This is a genomic window from Agrobacterium sp. CNPSo 2736, assembly GCF_004005385.1.
Taxonomy (GTDB): domain Bacteria; phylum Pseudomonadota; class Alphaproteobacteria; order Rhizobiales; family Rhizobiaceae; genus Agrobacterium; species Agrobacterium leguminum.
On record NZ_RZTX01000009.1, the window covers coordinates 15,444 to 35,470 of the forward strand.

The following is a 20,027-nucleotide window of genomic DNA, read 5'->3' on the forward strand; positions in this document are numbered from 1 at the left end:
CAGTTCGAACCAGTTTGAATATTTACAGCGAAAAACCGCCTTAAGCGGCTTCGTCCTTCTTGGCGTAAGCCGAGAACACCCGTGCCAGCTGGCTTGCAGGTGCGGCGACAACCGTAGCGACGCGGGTTGCCGGGGCATTGAGAAGGCCCAGCAGCTTTGCGCGCAGCTCGTCCAGCGAAGGCAGGGTCGCAAGCGACTTGACTGCTTCGGCGTTGAGCGTGGTTGCACCCATGGCGCCACCGAGAACAACGACCTTGTCGTTGGTCTTGGCGAAATCCATGACGACTTTCGGAGCGATCATCGGGTCGACGCTGTATGCAATCAGCGTCTGGCCCTTGAAGAGATCTGTCATCCCTTCCGACTCCGTGCCCTGAAGAGCGATCTTGGCCAGGCGGTTCTTCGCGACCTTGACGGTGCCTCCGGCAGCGCGCATCTTCGAACGGAAGTCGTTCATCTGCGCAACGGTGACACCAGCATAGTGGGCCACGACAACCGAACCGGAAGCCTTGAAGACTTCGTTCAGCTCCGTGACGAATTCGCGTTTTTCCGCTCTTTCCACTGTCTGTCTCCAGTAGACGGGAACACAACATGTGAACCCGTCGGGTTTGCCTTTGCCCCAAGGGACCTTTTTACAAAGATCCCGAGCGACGCTCGAGGATCCTGTCCCCCGCTCTGTCGCCGCAAACGGCTTCAGGCACAGGCACACCAGGTTCGAACCGGACAGTCAGGCATCTAGGATGCCTCAAATCCAGCCTCACCCGTCTCATGCAGGTTGAATGATTAAGGCCAGGTCCCGAAAGACATGGCCACCCGCAATCTCGGACAGGAGTTCCGGGTTTCCCCGGAAATCTCCGGCTCCTGGGAGCCGGAAATTCTTTTATTCACACTTCCGTTAAGAAGCGCGAGAATTGATTAAGCCGTAACCGACGAAGGGTCGATCTTGACGCCCGGACCCATGGTCGAGGAAATCGCGACGCGCTTGACGTAGTTACCCTTGGCACCGGTCGGCTTTGCCTTGATGACGGCATCGGCGAAAGCCTTGATGTTTTCTTCAAGAGCCTTGGCGTCGAACGAAGCCTTGCCAACGCCAGCGTGTACGATACCGGCCTTTTCGACGCGGAACTCGACAGCGCCGCCCTTGGACGCCTTGACGGCGCCGGCAACATCCATCGTCACCGTACCGACCTTCGGGTTCGGCATCATGCCACGCGGGCCGAGTACCTTGCCGAGACGGCCGACGAGCGGCATCATGTCCGGGGTCGCGATGCAACGATCGAAGTCGATCTTGCCGCCCTGAACGATTTCAACCAGTTCTTCTGCACCGACAACGTCAGCGCCAGCAGCCGTGGCTTCATCAGCCTTGGCGCCACGGGCGAAAACGGCGACGCGAACGTCACGGCCAGTGCCGTTCGGCAGGTTGACAACGCCACGAACCATCTGGTCCGCATGGCGCGGGTCAACGCCGAGGTTCATCGAAACTTCAACGGTTTCGTCGAACTTGGCGACAGCACGTTCCTTGACCATCGAAATGGCGTCGGTGAGAACGTAAAGCTTGTTAGGATCCACGCCTTCGCGGATCTTCTGAATGCGCTTTGCTACCTTGGCCATGATCAACCTACCACTTCCAGGCCCATGGCGCGGGCAGAGCCCTCAACCATTGCCATTGCGCCTTCGATGTCGGCTGCGTTCAGATCCTTCATCTTGGCTTCAGCGATCGTCTTGACCTGAGCCTTGGTGATGGAGCCGACCTTGGCGCCCTTGCCAGGCGTCTTGGAACCGGAGGTGATCTTTGCTTCCTTCTTCAGCCAGTAGGTCATCGGCGGCTGCTTCATGACGAAGGTGAAGGACTTGTCCTGGTAATAGGTGATGACGACCGGGATCGGCATACCCTTTTCCATTTCCTGCGTGGCGGCATTGAACGCCTTGCAGAATTCCATGATGTTAATGCCACGCTGACCAAGTGCCGGACCGATCGGCGGGGACGGATTGGCCGCCCCGGCCTTTACCTGCAACTTGAGCTGGCCTGCAACTTTCTTAGCCATATCTCTCTGCCTTTCAATTCAAACCGGTTACCCGGCTTCTCTTAAGCCGGATTGCTCCGGCGGCTGCGGTTGCGTGGTGCGGCACCCTGCCCCGGCTTAAAGAGCCAGTTAGCCTTCCACGCGCTTGGGGTCTCGCCCCGCCAATCAGACCTTTTCGACCTGATTGTATTCCAGCTCGACCGGCGTAGCGCGGCCGAAAATCGACACTTCCACCTTCAGGCGCGAACGCTCTTCGTCGACATCCTGAACCACGCCGTTGAACGACGCGAACGGACCGTCGGAAACGCGAACCTGCTCGCCGATCTCGAACGAAACCGAAGACTTCGGACGCTCGACACCTTCCTGAACCTGACCGAGGATACGCTCGGCTTCATAATCGGGAATCGGAACAGGCTTGCTGTCCGAACCGAGGAAACCGGTAACCTTCGGCGTGTTCTTGATGAGGTGATAGGCCTCATCCGTCAGGTTGGCGCGCACCAGCACGTAACCTGGAAAAAACTTGCGCTCGCTATCGACCTTGCGGCCGCGACGCACCTCGACCACCTTTTCGGTCGGCACGAGGATTTTCTCGAAAAGATGATCCAGACCCTTCTGACGGGCCTTTTCCTCGATCGACTCGGCGACCTTCTTTTCGAAATTCGAATATGCGTGAACGATATACCAGCGCGCTGCCATTTTTATTCTCCGTTCGATCCTTCCACCGGGCCTTTGACCGCGCCGTTACCGGCCTACGTTCAGCACCAGGCTGAGCAGCCAGCCGATGAGCTGATCCGCAGCAAAGAAGAACAGAGCCGCAAAAATGACCATCACCAGCACCATAGCCGTCGAAATCATGGTCTCGCGGCGCGACGGCCAAGTGATTTTTGACGCTTCGGCGCGAACCTGCTGCAGAAACGTAAACGGATTGGTTTTGGATGCCATTGACTGCCCACGCAATTACGGCGCGTAAAGCCGATACTGATCAGCCCCACGCACCGCGTGTCTGTTTTGACCCTACATAAACACCGATTCCCTTTTTAACAAGAGGAAATCGACATTCCGCGAAATTCGCCGGAAATCCGGCACCCATCTGCCATGCAGCGAGGACCCGCGCTTGCGAATGGAAAGTGGCAGGGGCAGAGGGGCTCGAACCCCCGACCTGCGGTTTTGGAGACCGCCGCTCTACCAACTGAGCTATACCCCTTGATCACCTGAACCGGCCGCGAAATCGCTTGGCCAATTCGGTATGCGCTCCTTTAAGGTGCAGGGAAAAGAATGGCAAGTGTGTTTTTTGTTTTTTCACATTGTCTGGCAAAATACCCTGGCACACCCCGCCCACGGGGTACATCGTTCAATTCGCTGATCTTCCCCGCATTTCACAGGAACGCCCATGAGCATCTATCTCGTCCGTCACGGCCAGACCGAATTCAACGCCGTTCGCCGCTGGCAGGGTCAGGTCGATTCGCCGTTGACGGAACTGGGGCGACAACAGGCGATGCGCATGGGCCGCAGGCTCGCCGCGCTGATCGAAACCGATGAAGTCCATATTTTCTCCAGCCCGCTCGGCAGGGCGAGGCAGACCTGCGAGATCGTCGCGGGCGAAATCGGCATGATCGACGGCATCACCCTCGATCCCGGCCTGATGGAGATCGGCATGGGCGTATGGGACGGCATGACGGATTACGAGATCGACTATGAATATCCCGGCATGCGCGACGGGCTGGATCGATACGAATGGTTCTTCCACGCGCCGGGCGGTGAGACATTCGAAAGAATGACGAGCCGGGTGGCCCGCAGCCTGGAGACCATTCAGCAGAGACAGGCGCGCGATGCGATCGTCATCTGCCACGGCATCACCAGCCGCCTTTTGCGCGGCGTCTATGCGAACCTTCCAAAGGAGGAAGCATTGCGCCTCGATGTGCCGCAGGACGCATTCTTCCATCTCAAGGATGGCGACATCGTCCGCATCGACTGCTGAGAGTCCGTTTGGAAACTCGGCGGCGGAGAGCCGGCTGGTGATTTTTGTGTCTGGCAAGAAGAAGATCGAAGGCGATATCCGATGATATCGTCAAGATTTTCGACGCAGCCAGACGCAAAAAGCATCGCCGGATCGACCCGTCCGACGTTTTCAAACGGACTCTGGCCCTTTCGGGCAATAAAAAACCCCGCTGTCTCCAGCGGGGTTTTCTCAAATCCCTTGCGGGAAAAGATTACTCGACGATCGAGGCAACGATGCCGGCGCCGACGGTACGGCCGCCTTCGCGGATAGCGAAGCGCAGCTTTTCTTCCATCGCGATCGGAACGATCAGCTCGACGTCAACGGTCACGTTGTCGCCAGGCATAACCATTTCCGTGCCTTCCGGAAGCGTAACGATGCCCGTTACGTCCGTCGTGCGGAAGTAGAACTGCGGACGGTAGTTCGTGAAGAACGGCGTATGACGGCCGCCTTCTTCCTTCGTCAGGATGTAGGCTTCAGCCTTGAACTTCTTGTGCGGCTTGACCGAACCCGGCTTGCACAGGATCTGACCACGCTCGACGCCGTCACGGTTAACACCGCGAACGAGAGCACCGATGTTGTCGCCGGCCTGGCCCTGGTCGAGCAGCTTGCGGAACATTTCAACGCCGGTAACAGTCGTCTTCGAGGTCGGACGGATGCCGACGATTTCGACTTCTTCACCGACCTTGACGATACCGCGCTCAACGCGACCCGTCACAACCGTACCACGGCCGGAGATCGAGAACACGTCTTCGATCGGCATCAGGAACGGCTGGTCGATCGGACGCTCAGGCGTCGGGATGTAGGCGTCAACCGCAGCCATCAGCTCGCGGATCGCGTCTTCACCGATCTTCTTGTCAGAGTCTTCAAGAGCGGCAAGTGCCGAACCCTTGATGATCGGAATATCGTCGCCCGGGAAGTCGTAGGACGACAGAAGTTCGCGAACTTCAAGCTCGACGAGCTCGAGAAGCTCGGCGTCGTCAACCTGGTCGACCTTGTTGAGGAACACGACGATCGCCGGAACGCCAACCTGACGGGCAAGCAGGATGTGCTCGCGGGTCTGCGGCATCGGGCCGTCGGCAGCCGAGCAAACCAGGATCGCGCCGTCCATCTGGGCAGCACCGGTGATCATGTTCTTCACGTAGTCGGCGTGGCCGGGGCAGTCGACGTGCGCATAGTGACGGGCAGGCGTTTCGTATTCAACGTGTGCCGTCGAAATCGTGATACCACGGGCCTTTTCTTCAGGCGCGGCGTCGATCTGGTCATACGCCTTGAATTCGCCGAAGAACTTCGTGATCGCTGCCGTCAGCGACGTCTTGCCATGGTCAACGTGACCGATCGTGCCAATGTTGACGTGCGGCTTATTGCGCTCAAACTTGCTCTTTGCCATGTGAATTTCTTCCTGTGAACGTGAAGTAGTTTCCCCGGCGTACCGGTTTGGTGTCGCCGTTTAAGGCTTTGTAAGCGAATGCGCAAGACTTAATTGTGAAAGCGTCTTCGCGCGCGCCCTAAGCGTGCCTTGAGGCCCGTATATGGTATCTGATTTGCGACATTCAAACCCTCGCAAGGGCGAAGCGGGCATCCGCCCGACGGCCCCCCTCCTCCGGAATGGCCGATCACTAAATAAGATATTTCTATCACAACTTCTTTACCTGCACCGGCATGATGGCTTAAGGACATTTCATCGCCGGGGGGAGACGGGCGACTGGAATCCGGCGCGGACGCGCCATCCCAAGCCATATCTCGATCCGTCGCTTCCCTCGCGACCTCTCTATCCGTTTCAGGACCATCCCATGGAAATCTTCACAGCCGCCGGTTTCACGGCATTCTTACAGGTCATCGCAATCGACCTCGTGCTGGCGGGCGACAACGCCATCGTCATCGGCCTTGCAGCCGCCGGTCTGCCCGCTCACCTCCGCCGCAAGGCGATCCTGGTCGGCATCATCGCCGCCACGGTTCTGCGCATCGGCTTTGCCGCCGTCACCGTGCAGCTTCTCGCCATTGTCGGCCTGCAATTGTTCGGCGGCCTGCTGCTCGCCTGGGTGTGCTGGAAGATGTGGGTCGAACTGCGCGAGGCCGCAGGCTCCATCGAAGACGAAGTGACGGACGAAGAGGCCGACCTGACCAAGGGGCACAAGACCTTCTTCCAGGCCGCGACCCAGATCGTCATCGCCGATGTTTCCATGTCGCTGGATAACGTCCTTGCCGTCGCCGGCGCCGCACAGGAACATGTGACGGTGCTGATCATTGGCCTCGTCGTTTCGATTGCGCTCATGGGCCTCGCCGCCAACTTCGTCGCCAAGCTGCTGCACCGCTATCGCTGGATTTCCTATCTCGGCCTGATGGTCATCATCTATGTCGCCCTCAACATGCTGTATCACGGCACCCTCGAAGTTCTGCCCTATCTCCAGCCCTATCTGAGCTGAAACGACCAGCAGACACGCTTCTCCACAAGGCCCGGAAACGCCAGTTTCCGGGCCTTTTTCATGGCCTGCGCCCGTCAGGTCGCCTCATCCTCTTTGCCGTCGCAGGAGAGGAAGAATCAATCGCCGCGCTTGCTGCAACATCGGGATAAGACAGGGAAATCGTGAATTTTCGCCGATGGTTTCTGACAATTGAGGTCAGCCACGGGCAAGCCTAGGGAGCTAGTCAATAAGTCATAATAATAAAAAGAAAGGTAAAGCTGCCAATGGCTTATGACTGGAGCGGCGGTCGTACCCGCCGCCTTCGCAGGGTGAGGCTCGGCGTTGTCGCCAGCTCTCTTATCCTGCTGGCGCTTCTTGCGTCGCTCGTTCTTGGCTGAACGCGCCGCGCGCGCACTCCCACGCTGACCGGCGGCATGGCAAGGTTTTTAAAAAACCGCCCTGCCGCCGCTCCTTTGAGGCAAAGCTCCCGACGATCAGGATTTCTTCGCTTCCACGCAGTGAACCGGCTTTTTCATCTCCGGATCCGCCATCAGATCGTAAAGATCCGCCTCCTCGCCCTTCGACCACCAGACATAAATGCCGCCCTGATATTTGACGCCCGACCCGGAAATGACATTTGCGGCAACGGTGACGCCATCCTTCAGCCCCAGCCGTACGAGGCTGATCTCACCGGCATTGAAATAGACGGCCTCCACCTTATCAGTGGCGCATTGATAGACGGTCTCCACCTTTTCGACCGTCGTGTCTTTCGGAAGCGGAATCACCAGCTCTCCAGCCATGGCGCCGGTAGCGACCGACATGGAGAAAGCTGCAAGGCATGTCGCGGCAACGGATTTTTTCATGATGACCCTTTCCTGATTTCACCGAACCATAAGGTTACGCCAGCGAAGCCGAAATGGGGCGGCCGCCTCTCACCATAGCAAATTTTCGGGAATATCGGCCTCGCAGGCATAAGGCGGCTTTGTCGCCGCACAGGCCTTGCGGCACGTTCATTCAGGCCGGCAAGCTGTGGCAAAACCTATCGAAAAAGCCAATAACCGACGCCAAGGATCACCGTCCACATCAGCAGCGATATGGCCAGCACGGTGAGATAGTTTCGAAATCGTCTGGTCATTCGCCCACATTGCCGGCGAGCCGTCATCGGACAGCCGCAGCCGTTGAATTGCTGGATGCGGATCGAGCCGCAGGGTCAAGTCTTTCTATCAAGAGACTGAATCGCAAGCCATTCGCAGATTTTACCCGCCCGAAAACGGGGTTGCCCCATGCCATGCGTTTCCACCCATCAGGCAACGGGCTCATCCGCGATCAGGTCCTGATCGCGGACAGGAAGCGATATCCGCATCTGCCGGCGAATGGCGGCTGGGGGGAAAAGGGGCCAGGGGCAAACGATCGCGACCGAATCAGCTCACGCGTTATCCGAAACCATGTCGGATAACGCGCCAGTCCCGGAGGTAATCCGCCCCTGCCTGTCTCAGCTCTTCAGGGCCGTGTTGCACAGGCTCCAGTAGCCGCCGCCCTTCTGGATCCATTTCAGATCGCCGAGCGTGCCGTCATTCTTGTTCTTGTGATAGGAGTCGACACAGGTTTTCAGGCGGGCCTTTGCGGGCGTCTCGCTTGAATATTTCTTATCGACAGCACTCGGGAAAGCGACGCCCTTCGGGGCCTTTGTCGTCGCTTTTGCGGGTTCTTTTTCGGTGGTGGCCGCGACCTGCTTGTCGTCGGCCGCATCCTCGGCTGCCGCCTCGCTGCCGCAGAACTTGGCGCGATAGTCGTTCCACTTGACGTCCTTGGCCGACCCGTCGGCTTTCGCCGCCTGATATTTCACGCTGCACTCCTTCATGGTGAGTGCGGCTGCGGGGGAGACAAACGCCGCCGATGCCAGCAGCGCAAAGGATGAGAGAATGACAACCCTGTTAAACATTGAAGACTCCCGTTTGCATGATTGCCGGCCGACTATCTGACCGGATTTTCCGCTTGTCAACGAGCAGTGCGAAAGGACGGGAAGCGAAGCAGGCGGGAATGAAACTTGCTTGCCGGACACACCCACTTCCCGGTGAAGGCAGCATCGCACCGTCATCATGAACGCCGCACCACAGGACCGAGAGCATCCCGATATTGCTGCTTCAACCGCCTCCTGCCCCCAGCCCGGAGAATCACGTGTTCGTGTGGCGTCAACCCTTCACCGGAACGAATTTCCTAAGTTTTCGTTAGCATACCGAACGAATAACGAGGATTTATCGATGTTGAGGATGCCGAAGACCATCTCCGCGCTCGCTCTTGGCGTCGCGATATCTGCCGCCGCTGTCGTGCCCGCCCATGCGTTGAGCCTCATACAGCCTGCCTACGAAACACAGGCGAAGGCGCAGAATTCAGATCAGCGGGGCTACCCGGCGTCTGCCTTTGCGGCAGGGAAAGGCGAAGAGGCCACGCCCAACGGCTACGCCCTGTCTCAAGCCGAAATCGACCATATAAAATGGTGTGCGGCGCGTTACACATCCTACCATCCCACCGACAACAGCTATATGGCCCCTGCCGGCACGCGAACGCAGTGCCGTTCACCCTATTGATTCGGCTGAGGCCCGGGCTGCATCCCCAGCCCGGGCCGTTGCCGACAAGATAAAATTTACCTTAAATTCTACTGATCTGAACCTTTTGCCCTGCGAGCCGTTTCGACGCGTGCCAACGGGGAAAACGCGATGTTCTGGAATCTGGAAAAGCTTGAGCAGGAACGACTTGATCTGATCGAAGTCATCACGGCCCTGCGTCGCGTGGAGCGCCTGTCGAAAACGGATCGCACCTCGATCTTTGAGGAAATCACGGCGCATATGGGAAGGCTGAGCGAACTGGATGCGGAGAAACTGCGGATCCAGTCGGCGCTGGAGCCATCCTGAAAGACGAGGTCTGCATGGCAGGAGCCCACAGACGCAATCCTTAGACCTCAGAACAAAGCGCTCAGGAAGAATGCCCTTCCTAGAAGTGGAAAAATGCCAGAAGACGGGCGCATATTTCCATCGAGGCAAAGGCGGAAAAACGGCGCTAAAGAAACTTTATCGATGATATTGGGGAGAAGCTGGAGCGGGTAGCGGGAATCGAACCCGCGTATTCAGCTTGGAAGGCTGCTGCTCTACCATTGAGCTATACCCGCGGTGGTGATTTCGATCCGTGCAGAATGGTGGAGGGAGTTGGATTTGAACCAACGTAGGCGTAGCCAACGGATTTACAGTCCGTCCCCTTTAACCACTCGGGCATCCCTCCAGCTTTCTGCTAGGATCGAGCGACCAAGCTCTTCAGATTTCGCTGCGGCGAAGCGCCGTTGCGTCGTCTGTGGCGCGTATATGACGGCCTCGTTCGTTTCTGTCAACACGCCCTTTCACGAATTTTCGGGAAAAAATTCAAACCTCTTTACGGCCCTGTGGATTATCGCGGGGGCTGGTGCGCGCCTCCCGGCGGAGATATAAGGCGCCATGAGCAAAGACGATCCCAAGAACAAATCCACCCGCGACACGCACTATGCCAACCTGCGCCGCGCCGTGCGCGACGCCAAGCGCGAGCGCGGCGAAATTCCGACCCCGCAGCAGCCGAAGCGCAAGAACCGTGGCGCAGACGACTGGAAGCCGCCGCAGCTTGCGCCCGATCAGGTGCATCTTTACGGCCTGCATACCGTGCGTGCGGCACTCGCCAATCCCGAACGGCAGATCGTCAAGCTCTCCGTCACCCAGAACGCCTTTGCGCGGCTGGATATCGGCGAGGCGGATGCCCAGCCCTTCCCGGTCGAGATGGTTTCGCCGCAGGATATCGACAGGGTCCTCGGCCCCGAGGCCATCCATCAGGGCGTGATGCTGGAAACCCGGCCGTTGCCGGTCAAGCGTCTCGGCGCGCTGAAGGACAGCCCGCTCATTCTCGTGCTCGATCAGGTCACCGATCCGCACAATGTCGGCGCCATCATGCGCTCGGCGGTCGCCTTCAACGCCGGTGCCGTCATCACCACCATGCGCCACAGCCCGACCGAGTCAGGCGTACTGGCGAAATCGGCTTCCGGTGCGCTGGAACTCATTCCCTATATCCAGATCACCAATCTGGCCGATGCGCTGGGCGAGCTGCACAAGCTCGGCTTCTTCTCCGTCGGTCTGGATTCGGAAGGCCCCGCCCCCATCGAACAGACGTTCAGCGGTGAAAAAATCGCCCTGGTGCTGGGCGCCGAAGGCAAGGGCCTGCGCCAGAAAACGCGGGAAACCGTCTCGGCGCTCGCCCGTCTCGATATGCCCGGCGAGATCAAATCGCTCAACGTTTCGAATGCCGCAGCCATCGCCCTTTATGCAACGCAGCAATTTCTGGGCAAAGCGTCGTCCTGACGCTTCGCCTTCCTTGCGAAATCGCAAAGCGCAACGCATGCTGCGCCTTTGTCATTCGCACGGAGCAAATCTCAACATGACCGACCAGACCATCAAACCGACCGGCGAGCTGACGCTCAGAACGCTCGCCATGCCGGCCGACGCCAATCCGGCCGGCGATATTTTCGGCGGCTGGGTCATGTCGCAGATGGACTTGGCGAGCGGCATCCGTGCAGCGGAGCGTTCCCGCTGTCGCGTCGTCACCGCGGCGGTCAAGGAAATGGCCTTCGAGCTGCCGGTGAAGATCGGCGATACGCTATCCATCTATACCGATATCGCCCGCGTTGGCCGCACCTCCATCACGCTGACGGTGGAAGCCTGGGCGCAGCGGTCGCGTTACGACAAGCTGGAAAAAGTCACCGCGGGAACCTTCATCATGGTGGCGATGGACGAAACCGGACAACCCACGCCCATTCCGGCAGCGGAATAAGCGCGCTGCGGCGCTGGGCTTCAGCGCCGCTCTCCATTTAGGGATATATCCGGCAAGCCACGTCGGCCCACACGCATTGCCTCGATCATTCTTCGCGGGCAAGCCGGGTTTGCGGGAACGCGGCGCAATAAACGCCGATATTGGCTTTGAACCGCTCCGCAAAATGCAGGGTGAATGAATTGTCGAGCGGGAACGGGCTTTGCAGCACCTGCCACGGCAGTTGCTTGAAGAGAACCGACTGGCCGTATTTTGGCAGGATGTTGATGACGAAACTGCCCTGCTCATAGGCTGGTCCCGCCCATCGCGCATCCCGGCATCGCCACTGCTCGCCGTGCTGTTCCCATTGGTCCGGCCGATACAGCGCCGCCCACTCCAGCATAAGCTCCAATGCGAGAGTACCCTTGCAGATGAACACGCCCGCATTGAAGGGACTGCGCCAGTAAGGGTTATCCGAGGCATATATGAAAACCTCTTCTCCCACGAAAAACCGGGTGACGGGTACCGAAAGATCGTGAACGACCGCATCGGTATCCAGCCATAACACGATGTCATAGCCCGACCGCAGATAGGACGTCACGACAAGAGGCTTTGCCCAGAAGGGCGGAATATCTATCCCGAGCCGATTGACAAAAAAATGCTCGTACCCCTGCTGTTCTGCATAATGCGAATTGCGGACGATTAACGGCGCGAGAATTCCCAGCGCATCGAGCGGACGGCTATCGAACTGCACGATGGCTATTTTCATGAAAGGGATACCCTGCGGCCGCCGTTTTTTTGTCTCGCCAAGTGCACCAAATTACAGAAACTCCGGATCATGATCGCGGCATGAGCGAAATGACGTGAGATAATTCAGTTATTTTATTTCCACGATGCAAACAAAATAACATGATTATATTCGTATTATTAAATAAAAATCGTATCTATGCAGAGACATAAACGGATTTAACTTATAAATCCAATTAAAATCGAAAGTAATTATCAGTATAATTACATGGCCGGGTCAGGATGCTGAGGGTCGCTGACCTGTGTTGCCGTCATTGTGTCGCGGTGACATTTCGCTGCAAATATGACATCCCGTTCTCATGGGATTCATTCGCAGGATCATGCAGGACAGAAGTTCGGCTGGCGCCATCGCCATGCTGGCGGTTCTGCTTTTCCTTTTGCAGGGGCTCGCCAACGGCCTGACCAGCGGCAACATGGCGATGGCCGCGCTGGCGGCGGATGAGATCATCTGTTCCAGCCATATGCCGGAAGGCGGCTCCGGCAAACAGAACCCCGCCGGCAAGATTGCCGACGACTGTTGCGGCACGCTCTGCCGTCTGGCCTCGGCCACGGTCGCCGCTCTTCCAGCTATTCCCATCGAGCGCACGGACAATATTCTCCCTGCGATCGAAGTCGCCTTCCGGACTATCGACGCGGCGTTGCCGCCATCGCCGCCCAATCTGGAATCGCGCCCGCGCGCACCTCCCTCCGCTCCGCAGCGCTAGAACACTCTCCGGCCTGCCGGAAAATCAATTCTCTTGCGGAGACATCCATGTCCGTTACGACCTCTTTCGGGGGCGAGCGTGCGCCTGCGCATTCCTCGTCCGCAAATCTTTATCGCGCCGTATGGCGCTGGCATTTCTACGCCGGTCTGCTCGTCCTGCCCTTCATGATATCGCTCGCCGTCACCGGCGCGCTTTATCTCTTCCGGGACGAGTTCGATAATCTCATCCATTCGGATCTGAAGCGGATCGAAGTGGTGCAAGACGCGCCGAAAGCGCTGCCTTCCGAGATCGTAACCGCAGCGCTTGCGGCCGTTCCCGGCACAGCCGTCAAATATACCACCCCCGCCGATCCGGGCGCGTCGGTGGAAATCACCGTCAATACGGCAGATGGAAAGCGGGCCGTCTACGTCAATCCCGTTACTGCCGAGGTTGCGGGCTCCCTGCCGGATCGCGGCACCGTCATGTGGACGATCCGCTATCTCCACAGCCTGAAATATTTCGGCACCTATGCCCGCTATCTGATTGAGATCGCCGCCGGCTGGTCCATCCTTCTCGTCGCCACCGGCATCTATCTCTGGTGGCCGCGAAAACAGACCGGCGGTGTCGTGACCGTGCGCGGCACACCGAAAAAGCGGGTGTTCTGGCGCGATACCCATGCCGTCACCGGCATTTTCGTCGGTTTTTTCATCGTTTTCCTTGCCGTTACCGGAATGCCCTGGTCGGGCGTGTGGGGCGCCAAGGTCAATGAATGGGCGAATGGCAGCAACTTCGGATATCCGGCGGGCATTCGCACCGATGTTCCGATGTCGGGCGAACATCTCGATCACGTGGCGAAAACAAGCTGGTCGCTGGAGCAGGCGAAAATCCCGGAATCCACCCATTCCCCCGAAGGCCAGCCAATCGGGATCGACGAGGCGATAGCACGTTTCGACGCGCTCGGTCTTGCCGCCGGTTACGCTGTCTCCCTGCCGGGAAAACCAACGGGCGTCTATAGCGGCTCCGTCTATCCAGACGATCTGGCGCAGCAACGGGTCGTCCATCTCGATCAATATAGCGGCGACCCGCTGATCGACATGAGCTACGCCGATTACGGCCCGCTCGGCAAGGCGCTGGAATGGGGCATCAACGTGCATCTGGGCCAGCAATATGGCCTCGCCAACCAGATCGTGCTTCTGGCGGCCTGTATCGGCATTGTGCTGCTTGCCGTATCCGCCGGCATCATGTGGTGGAAACGCCGTCCGAAAGGGTCGCTCGGCGTGCCGCCTTTGCCGCAGGAGAAACGCGCCCTGCACGGTCTGCTCGTCATGCTCGCCATCGGCGGCATCCTTTTCCCGCTGGTGGGCGCGAGCCTGCTGGCCATGCTGGCGCTGGATCTGATCGTACAGTCGCGCCAGAAACGACGTTCAATCTGAAAATGAAAACAGCCGGGCGAAAATCCCGGCTGTTTCCCTGTTATCGGCAATGCGACGGCAACGGCCCTCAGAACATCGTATTGTTGTTCGCCGCCTTTTCCGGCACCTCCTGGATCACGTCCCAGTGCTCGGTGATCTTGCCATCGGTGACACGGAAGATATCGACGATGGCCCTACCGCGATCACCTTCATTTTCCGTCGAATGGATGTGCAGATAGACCAGATCGCCATCCGTGGCGCTGCGCACGATCCGTGCTTTCGACTGCGGATTCTCCTTGAAAAAGCCGGTAAAATAATTGACGAACGGCGCCTTGCCGTCCGGCACCATCGGGTTGTGCTGCTTGTAGCTGTCGACGAGGACGGCGGCGCCCTTCGCCACATCATGCTTGTTGAAGACCGTGTCGTAAAACTCGATCACCAGTTTGCGGTTGGCTTCTTCCTGCGCGAAATCCCGCGTTGCGGTTTGCGCCAGAACGGGTGCCGCCATCAAGGCGGGCACGAGGGCGAAGGCGGCGATGGCAAGACGGCGTGTTACGAAATTCATGGGTGATACCTCTCAATAACCGACGGTGAAACGCTGGCGGGAATGCTGCGGCTTCTCGATTTCATCGACAAGCGCGATGGCATAGTCTTCGAAGGAAATGCGACTCCCCTCATCGTTGCTGAGGAGATTATCCTTGCCGATGCGGAATTTGCCCGTTCTTTCGCCCGGCACGAACTCGGCGGACGGCGACAGGAAGGTCCAGTCGAGTTGTTTCTCCTGTTTCAGAATATCCAGAAACTCCGCACCCTTGGTCGCTTCGGCCTTGTAGGCGACCGGGAAATCCGGCAGGTCGACCACACGCTGGCCCGGCGCGATTTCAAGGCTGCCGGCGCCGCCGACGACCAGATAGCGCTGAACGCCGGAGGCGCGCACGGCCTCGATCAGCGTTGCCGGATCACTGGCGGTGAAATGCACCGAACTGATCACGGCATCGTGACCCTTCAGCAGTTCCGAAAGCCCTGCCTGATCGAAAACATCGCCCTTCTTTGCCACCACATTCGGCAGGCTGGCGATCTTTTCGGGATTGCGGGCGATTGCCGTCACCTGATGTCCCCGGTCGGAAAGTTCCTTCAGAATACGGGACCCGGCATTGCCGGAAGCGCCGATGAGCGCGATTTTAGCCATGGCTTCTTTCCTCTTGTCACTATCGTTAGCGGTCTAGATTATAGACCGCGAAGAAGAGCTATGGTATCGCAGCCATAGCCGCAAGAAGTCAGCGGCGGCTGATCTGGTCACATGGCGATGACCTGCAAGGGTAAAAAGGGCAAGGGGTAAGGACATGGCGGATACGCAGACGAAAGAGGTTTTTGCCTTCGACCAGCCCTGCCCCATCCGCGACGTGCTGGACCGTATCGGCGATCAATGGAGCCTTTTGGTTCTGGAAGCCCTGCAGGGCGGCGTGCTGCGCTTCAACGAGCTGAACCGCAGGATCGACGATATTTCCAAGCAGATGTTGTCCCGCACCCTGAAACGGCTGGAAGAGGATGGCTTCATCCGCCGCACGCTTTATGCCGAGGTGCCGCCGCGCGTTGAATATGAGCTGACCAATCTCGGCCGCTCGTTTCTGGTGCCGATGCAGTTGCTGGTGCAATGGGCTGACGAGAACCACGTTCGCATCTGCAAGGCGCGCCTGCAATATTCCGAAAACGACAGTCGCGGCTGACCGGAAGCAAACCGCGTCTAACCCAGCCGGTAAACCTTGCAGACCAGCCCTGCCGGCTGGCGATAGGTCGTAAAGCCCATGGCGTCGTAATAGCTTTGCCCGAGCATGTTGTCCGCGCCGATGCTGGCGTCGATATTTTTAAGGCCGCGCGCCTCCGCCGCCCTGCGCGTTGCCGCGAAGAGGGCGGATCCCACACCTCTTCGCGCCACCTGCGGGCTGACATGGGTGCCGATGATGCCCCAGCCTTCCGCCACGCCATAGGGATTGTCCGTCCGCGCATAACGCAGCGACTGGAAGCCCAGGATACGCCCGTCGTCGTCCTCGGCGACCGAGCATTCGATACGGTCGGCGTGCTGGATGTAATTCTCCAGCACCGCCGTGATATCCGTCGGCGCTTTTCGAAGGCCGACCGAGAATATCTCGTTCTGAACCGCCGCCATTCCCGTTGCATCGTCAACTTTCGCAGGCCGTATTTTCATCGATACATCACCTCATATCCGTTGCGACTGTTCCGGGCCGGCAAGGCGCCGGTCTAGTCGTTGGTTTTCAGGAGCGGAAAATGAAGGACGCACCGAAGGCGATCAGCGCGAAACCGATCACGTGATTGATGGTGATGCTTTCCTTCAGCCAGAAGATCGAAAACAGCGCGAAGACCGCGAGCGTGATGACTTCCTGAATGGTCTTGAGCTGAGCGGTGGAATAGACCTCCGAACCGATGCGGTTCGCGGGAACGGCAAGCACATATTCGAAGAAGGCGATACCCCAGCTGGCGACAATCGCCAGAAAGAGCGCGCTGCCCTTGTGCTTGAGGTGGCCGTACCAGGCGAAGGTCATGAAAACATTGGAGGCGATAAGCATCAGGACAGGCCAGATATGGGCAGGGCTGATTGAGAACGGCATGATGGGTCCTGGGAAAAAAGGGAGGGATGTCATGAAATGCGGCAGGAAAAGGCAGTCAGAAGGGAACCCTCATTCCGCCCGTACGGATTTGCTCTAGCGCATCCGCCCGAAAACCGGAATCGATTTTCTACGGATTTTATCAGAGCTATCGTCAGCCGCTACGCAACGCATTCGGCCAAAATTTGTTCCCCGCGCTTCGTTTCCTTTTTGTACTCATTTTTTCACCGCATCCCCTTCCCTTTATGCGTGACTCCCTCCATATTTCGCCCATGGCCAGATCACCGAAAAAGTCCCCCTCCTCGCCCTCGGGCTTCGAGGAAGCTCCGCAATCGTCCTTCGAAGGCGCGCCGCTCAGCGGCAGCGTCGCTGACTGGGTGAAGCAGCTCGAGGCGGAAGCGGAGGCGTCCTCCGTGGAAACCCAGCGCGAAATCGCCTCGAAGGCGGGCAAGCACCGCAAGAAGATCGAGATCGAGGCACGCAAGGAGGCCCAGAAAGCCCCCCCGAAGACGGCCAAGAACACCACGGCTTCCAAGACCGCACGCGGCGTTTCCATCGGCGCATCGAGCGATCCGAAAACCCGCGCCGCCGCCGGCCTCAATCCGGTCGCCGGCATGGATGTGTCGCTGGAGGATGCCGCCAACCTCGCGCCGGGCGCCGTCACCGCAACGGTGGACGCGCTGTCGAAGCTGATCGAGAGCGGCAATCCGCTGTTCAAGGACGGCAAGCTGTGGACGCCGCACCGCCCGGCCCGCCCGCCGAAGTCCGAAGGCGGCGTCGCCATCCGCATGGCCTCGGATTACCAGCCCGCCGGGGACCAGCCGACCGCCATTGCCGATCTCGTCGAAGGCATCAATTCCGGCGAGCGCAGCCAGGTGCTGCTCGGCGTCACCGGCTCGGGCAAGACCTTCACCATGGCCAAGGTGATCGAGGCGACGCAGCGCCCGGCCGTCATCCTTGCGCCCAACAAGACGCTGGCCGCGCAGCTCTATTCGGAGTTCAAGAATTTCTTCCCCGACAATGCGGTGGAATATTTCGTCTCCTACTACGATTATTACCAGCCGGAAGCCTATGTGCCGCGCTCCGACACCTTCATCGAGAAGGAATCCTCGATCAACGAACAGATCGACCGGATGCGCCACTCCGCCACCCGTTCGTTGCTGGAACGCGACGACTGCATCATCGTCGCCTCGGTTTCCTGCATCTACGGTATCGGTTCGGTCGAGACCTATACGGCCATGACCTTCCAGATGCAGGTGGGCGACCGGCTGGACCAGCGCCAGCTTCTGGCCGACCTCGTGGCCCAGCAATACAAGCGCCGCGACATGGATTTCCAGCGCGGCTCGTTCCGCGTGCGCGGCGATACCATCGAAATCTTCCCGGCCCACCTTGAGGACGCCGCCTGGCGCATCTCGATGTTCGGCGACGAGATCGATTCCATCACCGAATTCGACCCGCTGAGCGGCCAGAAGACCGGCGATCTGCAATCCGTCAAGATTTACGCCAATTCTCACTATGTCACCCCACGCCCGACGCTCAACGGCGCGATCAAGTCGATCAAGGAAGAATTGAAGGGCCGCCTCGCCGAACTGGAAAAGGCCGGACGCCTGCTGGAGGCCCAGCGGCTGGAACAGCGCACCCGCTACGATGTGGAAATGCTGGAGGCGACCGGCTCCTGCGCCGGTATCGAGAACTATTCGCGTTATCTCACCGGCCGCAATCCCGGCGAACCGCCGCCGACTTTGTTCGAATATATTCCTGACAACGCGCTGCTGTTCATCGATGAAAGCCACGTCTCCGTCAGCCAGATCGGCGGCATGTATCGCGGCGACTTCAGGCGCAAGGCGACGCTGGCCGAATACGGCTTCCGCCTGCCCTCCTGCATGGACAACCGGCCGCTGCGCTTCGAGGAATGGGACGCGATGCGCCCGCTCACCGTGGCGGTTTCGGCAACCCCCGGCTCGTGGGAAATGGAACAGTCCGGCGGCGTCTTCGCCGAACAGGTCATCCGCCCGACCGGCCTCATCGATCCACCGGTGGAAGTGCGCTCCGCCCGCAGCCAGGTCGACGACGTTCTCGGCGAAATCCGCGAAACCGCCGCCAAGGGCTATCGCACGCTCTGCACCGTGCTGACCAAACGCATGGCCGAGGACCTGACCGAATATCTGCATGAACAGGGCGTCCGCGTCCGTTACATGCACTCGGATATCGACACGCTGGAGCGCATCGAAATCATCCGCGACCTGCGCCTTGGCGCTTTCGACGTGCTTGTCGGTATCAACCTCTTGCGCGAAGGTCTCGATATTCCCGAATGCGGTTTCGTCGCCATCCTCGATGCCGACAAGGAAGGCTTCCTGCGCTCGGAAACCTCGCTGATCCAGACCATCGGCCGCGCCGCCCGTAACGTCGACGGCAAGGTCATCCTCTACGCAGACAATATCACCGGCTCGATGAAGCGGGCGATGGAGGAAACCTCCCGCCGCCGCGAAAAGCAGATGGCCTATAATGCCGAACACGGCATCACGCCGGAATCGGTGAAGGCGAAGATTTCCGACATTCTTGATTCTGTTTATGAGCGCGATCACGTAAGGGCCGATATTTCCGGCGTTTCCGGCAAGGGCTTCGCCGATGGCGGCCACCTCGTCGGCAACAATCTGCAGGCCCATCTCAACGCGCTGGAAAAATCCATGCGCGACGCCGCAGCCGATCTCGACTTCGAAAAAGCCGCCCGCCTGCGCGACGAAATCAAACGCCTCAAGGCCGCCGAACTGGCGACGATGGACGACCCGATGGCCAAGGAGGAGGCCCGCGCCATCGAAGGCGGCGGAAAGAACAACAGACGCAGCCACTTGTCGATCTCCCCGCCGGAGGGTGAGACATCCGGCAGGACGGAGGCGGGCGCCGCAGCGAACGAAAGCGGCAAATCCCTCTTCGCCAAACCCTCGCTGGATGAAATGGGCCCCGGCTCGGATGCGGGAAAACCGCTTTTCCGCAGGAACACGCTGGACGAAATGACGGTGGGCAGGACCGAAAAACCCGTGCGCGGCGCGGTGCCCGACAAGCCCGAGACCGAGCCCGGCAAACGGTTCTCACCGCTTCTCGAAGGTCAGCCCGAACGAGCCACGGATGACCCGCGGCCGCTGGTGCGTGGCAAGATTGGCGCGGGTTCCTATGAGGATGCCGGCGAGCAGAAGCGCAAGAGCCGGACCAAGGGCAAGACGGGCCGGCCGGGGCGCTAACGCACGCGCCCGCGATCTTCGA

23 protein-coding genes and 3 tRNA genes are annotated in these 20,027 nt (G+C 59.1%); 10 read left to right on the forward strand and 16 right to left on the reverse strand.

Annotation, left to right across the window (positions count from 1 at the left end; translation table 11 throughout):
• Positions 1 to 40 precede the first annotated feature (40 nt).
• The 6 genes from rplJ to EM858_RS15760 all read right to left on the reverse strand — a co-directional run bounded on the left by rplJ (position 41) and on the right by EM858_RS15760 (position 3,225).
• On the reverse strand, positions 41 to 559 hold the full coding sequence (gene rplJ, locus EM858_RS15735) for a 50S ribosomal protein L10 (RefSeq protein ID WP_003523725.1): 519 nt from the start codon (positions 557 to 559) through the stop codon (positions 41 to 43).
• Between the two features lie 353 nt (positions 560 to 912).
• Positions 913 to 1,608: a 50S ribosomal protein L1 gene (rplA, locus tag EM858_RS15740; protein WP_003523724.1), complete on the reverse strand. Its 696-nt coding sequence runs from the start codon at positions 1,606 to 1,608 to the stop codon at positions 913 to 915.
• Positions 1,609 to 1,610: 2 nt separating this feature from the next.
• The gene (gene rplK, locus EM858_RS15745; protein WP_003523723.1) at positions 1,611 to 2,042 is read right to left on the reverse strand and encodes a 50S ribosomal protein L11; all 432 of its coding nucleotides are present in this window, start codon (positions 2,040 to 2,042) and stop codon (positions 1,611 to 1,613) included.
• A gap of 144 nt (positions 2,043 to 2,186) precedes the next feature.
• A complete protein-coding gene (nusG, locus tag EM858_RS15750) occupies positions 2,187 to 2,717 on the reverse strand; it encodes a transcription termination/antitermination protein NusG (RefSeq protein WP_003523721.1) in 531 nt (176 codons plus the stop codon).
• A 45-nt stretch (positions 2,718 to 2,762) separates the two neighbouring features.
• The gene (gene secE, locus EM858_RS15755) at positions 2,763 to 2,963 is read right to left on the reverse strand and encodes a preprotein translocase subunit SecE (protein ID WP_003523719.1); all 201 of its coding nucleotides are present in this window, start codon (positions 2,961 to 2,963) and stop codon (positions 2,763 to 2,765) included.
• Positions 2,964 to 3,149: 186 nt separating this feature from the next.
• Positions 3,150 to 3,225 (reverse strand) — tRNA-Trp (locus tag EM858_RS15760).
• Positions 3,226 to 3,411: 186 nt separating this feature from the next.
• Here EM858_RS15760 and EM858_RS15765 point away from each other — a divergent pair.
• Positions 3,412 to 3,999, forward strand: coding sequence for a histidine phosphatase family protein (locus EM858_RS15765; RefSeq protein WP_020812237.1), 588 nt, complete (start codon positions 3,412 to 3,414; stop codon positions 3,997 to 3,999).
• Between the two features lie 232 nt (positions 4,000 to 4,231).
• Here the strand turns inward: EM858_RS15765 and tuf are convergent, their stop codons facing one another.
• Entirely contained in the window at positions 4,232 to 5,407 is a 1,176-nt protein-coding gene (gene tuf / locus EM858_RS15770) for an elongation factor Tu (protein ID WP_003525183.1), read from the reverse strand.
• Positions 5,408 to 5,810: 403 nt separating this feature from the next.
• Here tuf and EM858_RS15775 point away from each other — a divergent pair, with 403 nt between their 5' ends.
• Positions 5,811 to 6,443, forward strand: a complete 633-nt coding sequence (locus EM858_RS15775) for a TerC family protein (RefSeq protein ID WP_035263395.1) — start codon at positions 5,811 to 5,813, stop codon at positions 6,441 to 6,443.
• Between the two features lie 473 nt (positions 6,444 to 6,916).
• Here the strand turns inward: EM858_RS15775 and EM858_RS15790 are convergent, their stop codons facing one another.
• A complete protein-coding gene (locus EM858_RS15790; RefSeq protein ID WP_127757210.1) occupies positions 6,917 to 7,285 on the reverse strand; it encodes an MliC family protein in 369 nt (122 codons plus the stop codon).
• A 629-nt stretch (positions 7,286 to 7,914) separates the two neighbouring features.
• The gene (locus EM858_RS15800; protein WP_035263391.1) at positions 7,915 to 8,364 is read right to left on the reverse strand and encodes a hypothetical protein; all 450 of its coding nucleotides are present in this window, start codon (positions 8,362 to 8,364) and stop codon (positions 7,915 to 7,917) included.
• Between the two features lie 319 nt (positions 8,365 to 8,683).
• Here EM858_RS15800 and EM858_RS15805 point away from each other — a divergent pair, with 319 nt between their 5' ends.
• Together EM858_RS15805 and EM858_RS15810 are read left to right on the forward strand one after the other, a co-directional pair.
• The gene (locus EM858_RS15805; protein ID WP_127757211.1) at positions 8,684 to 9,010 is read left to right on the forward strand and encodes a BA14K family protein; all 327 of its coding nucleotides are present in this window, start codon (positions 8,684 to 8,686) and stop codon (positions 9,008 to 9,010) included.
• 129 nt (positions 9,011 to 9,139) lie between these two features.
• The gene (locus EM858_RS15810; RefSeq protein ID WP_035263387.1) at positions 9,140 to 9,334 is read left to right on the forward strand and encodes a hypothetical protein; all 195 of its coding nucleotides are present in this window, start codon (positions 9,140 to 9,142) and stop codon (positions 9,332 to 9,334) included.
• A gap of 180 nt (positions 9,335 to 9,514) precedes the next feature.
• On the opposite strand, the gene EM858_RS15815 is transcribed toward EM858_RS15810, so the two are convergent.
• A tRNA-Gly gene (locus EM858_RS15815) sits at positions 9,515 to 9,588 on the reverse strand.
• Positions 9,589 to 9,613: 25 nt separating this feature from the next.
• Positions 9,614 to 9,698 (reverse strand) — tRNA-Tyr (locus EM858_RS15820).
• Positions 9,699 to 9,907: 209 nt separating this feature from the next.
• Here EM858_RS15820 and rlmB point away from each other — a divergent pair.
• A complete protein-coding gene (gene rlmB / locus EM858_RS15825; RefSeq protein ID WP_003522448.1) occupies positions 9,908 to 10,795 on the forward strand; it encodes a 23S rRNA (guanosine(2251)-2'-O)-methyltransferase RlmB in 888 nt (295 codons plus the stop codon).
• Positions 10,796 to 10,871: 76 nt separating this feature from the next.
• Complete coding sequence (locus EM858_RS15830) at positions 10,872 to 11,264, forward strand: acyl-CoA thioesterase (RefSeq protein ID WP_035263398.1); 393 nt, start codon at positions 10,872 to 10,874, stop codon at positions 11,262 to 11,264.
• 85 nt (positions 11,265 to 11,349) lie between these two features.
• Here EM858_RS15830 and EM858_RS15835 read toward each other — a convergent pair whose 3' ends face one another.
• Positions 11,350 to 12,009, reverse strand: a complete 660-nt coding sequence (locus tag EM858_RS15835; protein WP_127757212.1) for a hypothetical protein — start codon at positions 12,007 to 12,009, stop codon at positions 11,350 to 11,352.
• A 337-nt stretch (positions 12,010 to 12,346) separates the two neighbouring features.
• Here EM858_RS15835 and EM858_RS15840 point away from each other — a divergent pair, with 337 nt between their 5' ends.
• A complete protein-coding gene (locus EM858_RS15840) occupies positions 12,347 to 12,751 on the forward strand; it encodes a DUF2946 family protein (RefSeq protein ID WP_127757213.1) in 405 nt (134 codons plus the stop codon).
• A 47-nt stretch (positions 12,752 to 12,798) separates the two neighbouring features.
• Positions 12,799 to 14,163, forward strand: coding sequence for a PepSY domain-containing protein (locus EM858_RS15845; protein ID WP_127757214.1), 1,365 nt, complete (start codon positions 12,799 to 12,801; stop codon positions 14,161 to 14,163).
• Between the two features lie 67 nt (positions 14,164 to 14,230).
• Here EM858_RS15845 and EM858_RS15850 read toward each other — a convergent pair whose 3' ends face one another.
• Both EM858_RS15850 and EM858_RS15855 read right to left on the reverse strand, forming a co-directional pair.
• Complete coding sequence (locus tag EM858_RS15850) at positions 14,231 to 14,707, reverse strand: nuclear transport factor 2 family protein (protein ID WP_080816607.1); 477 nt, start codon at positions 14,705 to 14,707, stop codon at positions 14,231 to 14,233.
• A 12-nt stretch (positions 14,708 to 14,719) separates the two neighbouring features.
• A complete protein-coding gene (locus tag EM858_RS15855) occupies positions 14,720 to 15,331 on the reverse strand; it encodes an NAD(P)-dependent oxidoreductase (protein WP_127757215.1) in 612 nt (203 codons plus the stop codon).
• A gap of 154 nt (positions 15,332 to 15,485) precedes the next feature.
• Between EM858_RS15855 and EM858_RS15860 the strand changes: the two genes are divergently transcribed.
• On the forward strand, positions 15,486 to 15,869 hold the full coding sequence (locus EM858_RS15860) for a helix-turn-helix domain-containing protein (RefSeq protein WP_059759567.1): 384 nt from the start codon (positions 15,486 to 15,488) through the stop codon (positions 15,867 to 15,869).
• 17 nt (positions 15,870 to 15,886) lie between these two features.
• On the opposite strand, the gene EM858_RS15865 is transcribed toward EM858_RS15860, so the two are convergent.
• Entirely contained in the window at positions 15,887 to 16,309 is a 423-nt protein-coding gene (locus tag EM858_RS15865) for a GNAT family N-acetyltransferase (RefSeq protein WP_127757306.1), read from the reverse strand.
• A 106-nt stretch (positions 16,310 to 16,415) separates the two neighbouring features.
• Positions 16,416 to 16,769, reverse strand: coding sequence for a DMT family protein (locus EM858_RS15870; protein ID WP_003507620.1), 354 nt, complete (start codon positions 16,767 to 16,769; stop codon positions 16,416 to 16,418).
• Positions 16,770 to 17,038: 269 nt separating this feature from the next.
• On the opposite strand from EM858_RS15870, the gene uvrB reads away from it, so the two are divergent.
• On the forward strand, positions 17,039 to 20,005 hold the full coding sequence (uvrB, locus tag EM858_RS15875) for an excinuclease ABC subunit UvrB (protein WP_127757216.1): 2,967 nt from the start codon (positions 17,039 to 17,041) through the stop codon (positions 20,003 to 20,005).
• The last annotated feature ends 22 nt before the right edge of the window (positions 20,006 to 20,027 follow it).